2 protein-coding genes are annotated in these 7,766 nt (G+C 74.6%); both read right to left on the bottom strand.

Going from position 1 to position 7,766, the window contains the following annotated elements; translation table 11 throughout:
• Positions 1 to 37: 37 nt before the first annotated feature.
• Positions 38 to 3,415: an SDR family NAD(P)-dependent oxidoreductase gene (locus ADL15_RS09935; protein ID WP_157441269.1), complete on the bottom strand. Its 3,378-nt coding sequence runs from the start codon at positions 3,413 to 3,415 to the stop codon at positions 38 to 40.
• Positions 3,300 to 7,751 (bottom strand): type I polyketide synthase, encoded by a 4,452-nt coding sequence (locus ADL15_RS51245; RefSeq protein ID WP_232343998.1) that lies wholly within the window; start codon positions 7,749 to 7,751, stop codon positions 3,300 to 3,302. Before ADL15_RS51245 ends, ADL15_RS09935 begins: the two co-directional genes overlap by 116 nt.
• Positions 7,752 to 7,766 lie beyond the last annotated feature (15 nt).

Genomic DNA, 7,766 nt, shown 5'->3' on the forward strand with positions numbered 1-7,766 from the left:
GCTCATGTGTGTGCCCTTCGTGTGCCGCGGCGGCGGGTCAGGAGATGCCGAATTCCTTGCCGAGCAGGTCGAACATCTGGTCGTCGCTGGCGGTTTCCAGCTCCTCGGCCAGCGCGGTGCCGGCGCCCGGTGTGCCGTCCGCGCCCTGCCAGGCGGCGAGCAGCCCGTGCAGCCGCGCGGTGACCCGGGTCCGGTCGGGTTCGCCGGCGGCTGCCGCGCGCAGGCCCTGTTCGAGCTGGTCGAGCTCAGCGAGCAGCGCCACGGTCGGTGAGATCACCTCGGGCCGCAGCCGGCCGGTGAGGTATGCGGCCAGCGCGCCGGCGGTCGGGTAGTCGAAGACCAGGGTGGACGGCAGCCGCAGCCCGGTGGCCAGGCCCAGCCGGTTGCGCAGTTCGACGGCGGTCAGCGAGTCGAAGCCGAGCTCGGTGAAGGCCCGGTCGGCCGGCACGGCCGCGCCGGACTCGTGACCGAGCACGGCGGCGACCTGTGTCTGGACCACGTCGAGTACGAGGCGGTCCTGGTCGTCGGCGCTCAGCCCGGCCAGGCGCTGCTCGAGCGCCGGGCCGGCCGGTGCCGCCGCGGACGGCCGCGGGGTGCGGACCAGTCCGGCGAGCAGCGGGGGCAGCATGCCGGCCGCGGCGGCCTGACCGAGCGCCACCGGGTCGAGGGCGAGCGGGGCGACCACGGCTGCGCCGGCGCCGAGGGCGGCGTCGAACGCGGCCAGGCCCTGCTCGGCGGTGAGCGGCAGGACACCGCCGCGGCGCATCCGCGCCTGGTCGGCCTGCTCCCCCATGCCGGCGCTCCACAGACCCCAGGCGAGCGAGGTGGCGGGGACGCCTGCGGCACGCAACTGGCGGGCGTACGCGTCGAGGTAGGCGTTCGCGGCCGCGTAGTTGGCCTGTCCCGCGGTGCCGAACAGGCCGGCCGCCGAGGAGTAGAGCACGAACGCGGCCAGCGGCTGGTCCGCGGTGGCGGCGGCCAGGTTGCGGGCGGCGTCGACCTTGGCCCGGAACACGGTGTCCAGCCGTTGCGGGGTGAGCGAGGCCAGGGCGCCGTCGTCCAGGACACCGGCCGCGTGCACCACGGCGGTGAGGTGTTCGCCGCGCAGGGTGCGGGTCACCGCGGCGGCGTCGGCGACGTCGCAGGCCAGGGAGCGGACCCGGGGGTCGCCGGGGATCGGGTTGCGCCCGGACCGGGAGAGCAGCAGCAGGTCGCGCACGGCGTACCGGTCCAGCAGGTGCCGGGCGATCAGCTCGCCGAGGGTGCCGGTGGCGCCGGTGACCACGACCGTGCCGTCGCCCAGCTCGACCGGTTCGCCGCCGCGCAGGCGGGTCAGCTGCGGCACCCGCACGACGCGGTCGCGCACCGACGCCTCGGGCACCGGGTAGTAGGTGTCGTCCGGGCCGTCGAGCAGGTGGAACCGGTCGGGGTGTTCGGACTGCGCGGAGCGGATCAGGCCCCACAGCGCGGCGCCGTCCGGGTCGGTGACGTCGTCGCCGGTCACGCCGGTGGTGCGGACCACGAGCCGGGAGTCGGCCCAGCCGGGGTCGGCGAGCCAGGTCTGTACGAGCGTGAGCAGGGTGGCCGTGCGGTCGCGGGCCGTGCCGGGTGCCGTCGCGTCGACGACCAGGATCGGCGCCGGTGCGGGCAACGCGGCGCCCAGGGTCATCACCACCGGCAGGTCGGCGGCGGGGGTCAGCGGTGCCGGGGTCCAGTCCAGGCCGTAGAGCAGCCGGTCGGCCAGGCCACCGAACTGGGCGGGGGCGACCGGCCGCAGCGCCAGGGCGGCGACCGTGACCACCGGAGTACCGGCCGGGTCGGTCAGCGTGAGCCGGACCGTGTCGGTGCCCGGCGCGGGGCTGATCTCGGCGCGGACGGTGGTGCCGGCCCGGGCGCTGACCCGGACCCCGGTGAAGCCGAACGGCAGCCGCACACCGCCCTCAGCGGCGAGCGCCCCGCCGGCGCCGATGGCGTGCAGGACCGCGTCGAACAGTGCCGGGTGGATGGCGTAGCCACGGCCCGCGTCGTCGATGCCGGCCTCGGCGTAGACGGTGTCTCCGCGTCGCCAGACCCGGCGCAGACCTTGGAAGGCGGGTCCGTAGTCGAGGCCGCCGGCGGCCGCGGTGGCGTAGAAGCCGGTGATGTCGAGCTCCTGCGCCCCGGCAGGCGGCCAGGTCGTCCCGGCGGTGACGGCCGGGACGGGCTCGGTGTCCGCGGCCAGCACACCGGTCGCGTGCAGGGTCCACGGTTCGTCGGCGCCCGGCCGGGAGTGGATGGTCACCGCGCTGCGGTCGCCGTCGGGGGCGGCCAGGGTGACCCGCACGGCGGCCGCTTCGCCGTCGTTGAGCGTCATCGGCGTCTGCAGCAGCAGCTCGTCGAGGACCGGCAGGCCGGCTTGGTGGCCGGCGGCGAGGGCCATCTCGGCGAGCGCGGTGCCGGGTACGACGGTCCGCCCGGCGACCGTGTGGTCGCGCAGCCACGGGTGGGTGTGCACGGAGAGCGTGCCGGTCAGCACGCTGTCGCCGGAGGGCAGCGCGACAGCGGCGCCGACCAGGGGGTGGCCGGTGCCGGCCAGGCCGAGCCCGGCGGCGTCGCCGGTCGGGCCGGTCCGCGGCCTCGGCCAGTACCGCCGGTGCTGGAAGGCGTAGGTGGGCAGGTCGGCGCGGGGGCCGGCGCCGAGCACGGCGGTCCAGTCGACGTCCTGGCCGTCGGTGTAGAGGGCGGCGACGGCGGTGAGCAGCGTGGTGGCCTCGTCGCGGTCGCGGCGCAGGGCGGCGACGGCGTCGGGCACCAGAGTCGCCAGGACGGTGTCCGGGCCGAGTTCCAGGACCCGGCCGGCGTTCAACTGGGTGACCGCGTCGGCGAATCGGACGGGTTCGCGGACCTGGCGCACCCAGTACTCCGGGTCGGTCCAGTCGCCGGCCGCGTCGACCGTGGAGACGGTCGGCAGGTGCGGCTCGCTGAACGTGAGCGTCTTCACGACGGCGCGGAAGTCGTCGAGCATCGGCTCCATCAGCCGCGAGTGGAACGCGTGGCTGGTCCGCAGCCGGGTCGTCTTCCAACCATGGCCCTCAAGGGGCGAAATGACCGTTTCGACCCCCGACACCACGACCGCGTGCGGCCCGTTGACCGCCGCAATGTCGATCTCCGAGAAAGCGGAACGGACCTCGTCCTCCGACGCCTGCACCGCCAGCATCGCCCCACCGGCCGGCAGCGCCTGCATGAGACGTCCCCTGGCGGACACCAGCGTGGCAGCGTCGCGCAGGGTCAGAACCCCGGCCGCATAGGCCGCCGCGATCTCACCGATCGAATGGCCCGCGACCACGTCCGGGTTGATGCCCCACGAACGCACCAAGGCAAGCAGCGCCACCTCGAGGGCGAAGATCGCCGGCTGGGCCCAGCCGGTCTGCTCCACCTGCGGCTCCTTCGGCAGGTCCAGCAGCGCCGTCGTAGGCGGCGGCATAGACCGGGAACGCCTGGTAGAGGCCACGGCCCATGTCGAGACGCTGCGAGCCCTGGCCGGTGAAGACGACCGCCAGGGAGGTCTGGCGAGCCTCGCCACGCAGCAGCGGGAGCCGGTTGAGGTCAGCGCGATCGGCGGCAAGAATCACCGACCGGTGACGCAGCGGCGCACGGCGAGACAGCGCGCGGGCGATGTCGCCGAGGGAACCTGCCGAGGTCCGGATCCGGTCGGCCTGCTCGCGCAGCGCCTTCTCGTCGGCGCCGTTGAGCACGATCGGCGTGACCGGCAGCTCGGCCGTGGCCTGCGGTTCCGCGACGTCGATCACCGCTTCCAGGATGACGTGCGCGTTGGTGCCGCTGATCCCGAACGACGACACCGCCGCCCGCCGCGGCCGATCCACCGCAGGCCATTCCCGCGAGGAGGTCAGCAGTTCCACCGCACCGGCCGACCAGTCGACCTGGGTCGACGGGACGGCGGCGTGCAAGGTCGCCGGGAGCGTGCCGTGCCGCATCGCCTGAACCATCTTGATGATCCCGGCAACACCGGCCGCGGCCTGGGTGTGGCCCAGGTTCGACTTCACTGACCCGAGCTGCAGCGGCGTTGACCGGTTCTGACCATAAGTGGCGAGCAGTGCCTGCGCTTCGATCGGGTCGCCGAGAGAGGTGCCCGTGCCGTGTGCCTCGACCGCGTCCACGTCAGCGGTCGTCAGTCCGGCCGCCTGCAGCGCGGCGCGGATGACGCGTTGCTGCGACGGCCCGTTCGGCGCGGTCAGCCCGTTGGACGCACCGTCCTGGTTGACCGCACTCCCCCGCACCACCGCGAGGATCGGGTGGCCGAGTCGCTGCGCGTCGGAGAGCCGCTCGACGAGGAGCATGCCGACACCTTCGGACCAGCCTGTGCCGTCCGCGCCGTCGGCGAACGACTTGCACCGGCCGTCCGCGGCCAAGCCCCGCTGCCGGGAGAAGCCGATGAACGTGTTCGGCGTGGCCATCACGGTCACACCGCCGGCGAGCGCGGCGTCGCACTCGCCGTTGCGCAGCGCCTGGGCGGCCAGGTGCAGTGCCACCAGCGACGACGAACACGCGGTGTCGACCGTGACCGCCGGGCCTTCGAGGCCGAAGGAATACGACACCCGGCCGGAGGCGATGCTGCCGCCGGTGCCCATGAAGCCTTCGGCGTTGTCGTCGGAGGCGCCGAGAGCCATCGAGTAGTCGTTGTACATCACGCCCACGAACACCCCGGTCCGCGAGCCTTTCAGGCCCAGCGGATTCACCCCGGCCCGCTCGAACGCCTCCCACGAGGTTTCGAGGAGCAGCCGGTGCTGCGGGTCCATGGCCAGGGCCTCGCGCGGCGAGATGCCGAACAGCTCCGGGTCGAAGTCACCGGCGTCGTAGAGGAAGCCGCCCTCGCGCGTGTAGGACGTGCCCGGGTGGTCCGGGTCCGGGTGGTAGATGTCCGCCCAGCCACGATCCTCCGGGAACAGCCCGACGCCGTCTCGCCCGGCGGCCACCAGGTCCCACAGGTCGTCCGGTGAGGTGACCCCGCCCGGATACCGGCAGGCCATGGCGACGATCGCGATCGGTTCGTCCGCGCCACCAGTCGTGCCGGTGAGCACCGGCGCCGCGGGAAGGACAAAGCCGGCGAGCTCGGCGGCCAGGTGCCCGGCGAGGACCAGCGTGCTCGGGTAGTCGAACACCAGCGTGGAGGGCAGCCGCAGCCCGGTCACGGTGGCCAGGCGGTTGCGCAGGTCGACGGCGGTGAGCGAGTCGAAGCCCAGCTCCTGGAACGCCCGCTCCACCTCGACGGCGTCCGGTCCGGGGTAGCCGAGCACGGCGGCCACATGCGTGCGGACCAGATCCAGCACGGCCCGTTCGCGCTGCGCGGCGGGCAAGCCGGCCAGCCGCCGGGCCAGCGCGTTGTCGGTGCTGGTGCGTACCGGGACGCGGACCAGACCGGCGAGCAGCGGGGGCAGCAGCCCGGCCTCGGCGGCGGTGCGCATCGGGGCCAGGTCCAGGGCCAGCGGGGCGACGACCGCGGTGCCGGCGCCGAGCGCGGCGTCGAAGGCGGCCAGGCCCTGTTCGACAGTGAGCGGCACGATGCCACCCTGCCGGGCGCGGGCGCGTTCGGCGTCGCTCAGCGTGGCGCCCATCCCGGCGTCCCACAAACCCCAGGCGAGAGACGTCGCGGGGACACCTTCAGACCGCAAGAAGATGGCGTACGCGTCGAGGAACGCGTTCGCGGCCGCATAGTTGCCCTGCCCCGCGTTGCCGAACAGTCCGGCCGCCGAGGAGTAGAGCACAAACGCCGCGAGGGGCTTGTCCCGCGTGGCCAGGTGCAGGTTCCGCGCCGCGTCGATCTTGGCGCGGAACACGGTGTGCAGCCGCTCGGGGGTCAACGACTCGACCATGGCGTCGTCGAGCACCCCGGCCGCGTGGATCACCGCGGTCACCGGTTCGTCGCGCAGGGCCGCGTGCACCGCGTCCGGGTCGGCGACGTCGCAGGCCAGGGCCCGCACCCGGACACCGTCGATGTCCAGGGAGCGACCGGAGCGGGAGAGCAGCAGCAGGTCCTGCACGCCGTACCGTGAAATCAAGTGCCTGGTGGTCAGCTCACCGAGAGTGCCGGTCGCCCCGGTGACCACGACGGTCCCGGTCCCGAGATCGGGAATCGCGGCGGCCGCGGGAATCCGGGCCAGCCGCGGCAGGTGCACCGCGCCGTCGTGGATCCAGGCCTGCGGCACCGGGTAGTAGGCGTTGTCCGGGCCGTCGAGCAGATGCACCCGGTCCGGGTGTTCGGACTGCACCGACCGGGCCAGGCCCCACAGTGCGGCGCCGTCCGGGTCGGTGATCTCGTCGCCGACCGCGCCGAGGGTGCGCACCACCAGCCGGGAACCGGCCCAGGCCGGGTCGGCGAGCCAGGTCTGGATCAGGGCGAGCAGGGCCGCCGCCCGGTCCGCGGCGCTGCCCGGTGCGGTCGCGTCGACTGCCAGCAGCAGCGCCGGGTCCGGCAGGTCGTCGCCCAGCACGACAGTGACCGGGAGGTCCGGTGCGGCGGTGATGTCCTGCCGGGTCCAGGTCACGGTGTGCAGCAGCCGGTCGGCGGCGCCGGTGCCGATCCCGGCGGCCGGGCGCAGCGCGAGGCTGTCAATTTCGGCCACGGGGGTGCCGGCCGGGTCGGTGATCGTGATGCGGACCGTGTCGGTGCTGGCGGCCCGGGTCAGGCGGGCCCGCAGGCGGGTGCCGGCCGGGCCGAAGGTGCGCAGCCCGGTGATGGCGAACGGCAGCCGGGTCTGTCCGTCGGTGAACAGCCCGCCGGCGGCGATGGCGTGCAGGACCGCGTCGAACAGGGCCGGGTGCAGGCCGTAGCCGGTGACCGGGTGGTCGAGTTCGACCTCGGCGAACACCTCGTCGCCGTGCTTGTGGACGGCGCGCAGACCCTGGAAGGCGGGGCCGTAGGCGAGCCCGGTGGCGGCGGTCGCCGGGTAGAAACCGGTCAGGTCGAGCGTCTCGGCGCCGGCCGGCGGCCACGCGGAGTCCGCGGCCGGGTGGACGGGTTCCTGCGCTGCGGTCAGCACGCCGGTGGCGTGGGTGGTCCACGGTTCGTCGTCGTCGGTGCGGGCGTGCACGGTGATCGTGCGCCGGCCGCCGGGTCCGGCCTCGGCCAGGGTGGCGCGCAGCTGGACGCCGCCACGGGCGGGCAGCGGCAGCGGTGCCTGTAGCAGCAGTTCCTCGACGACCGGGACGCCGTCGCGCTCGCCGGCGGCGCGGGCCATCTCGGCCAGGGCGGTGCCGGGTACGAGCGGGCGGCCGAGCACGACGTGGTCGGCCAGCCACGGGTGGGTGGCCAGCGACAGCCACCCGGTGAACAGGGTCGCGGTGCTGTCGGGTGCCTCGACGGCCGCGCCGAGCAGCGGGTGACCGGTTTCGGTCAGGCCGAGGCCGGTGGCGTCGCGGCTGGCCCCGGTGCGCGGGCGGGGCCAGAAGCGGCTGTGCTGGAACGCGTAGGTGGGCAGGTCGGCGCGCGGGCCGTGGCCGAGTACGGCGGTCCAGTCGACGTCCTGGCCGTCGGTGAACAGTGCCGCGACCGCGGTGAGCACGGTGGTGGCCTCGTCCCGGTCGCGGCGCAGGGCGGCGACGGCGTCGGGGATCAAGGTCGCCAGCACGGTGTCCGGGCCGAGTTCCAGGACGCGGCCGGCGTTCAGCCTGGTCACGGCGTCGGCGAACCGCACCGGCTCGCGGACCTGCCGCACCCAGTACTCCGGGTCGGTCCAGTCGCCGCCCGCCTCCACGGTCGAGACCACGGT

It is taken from the genome of Actinoplanes awajinensis subsp. mycoplanecinus (assembly GCF_001509495.1).
GTDB classification, from domain to species: Bacteria; Actinomycetota; Actinomycetes; order Mycobacteriales; family Micromonosporaceae; genus Actinoplanes; species Actinoplanes palleronii.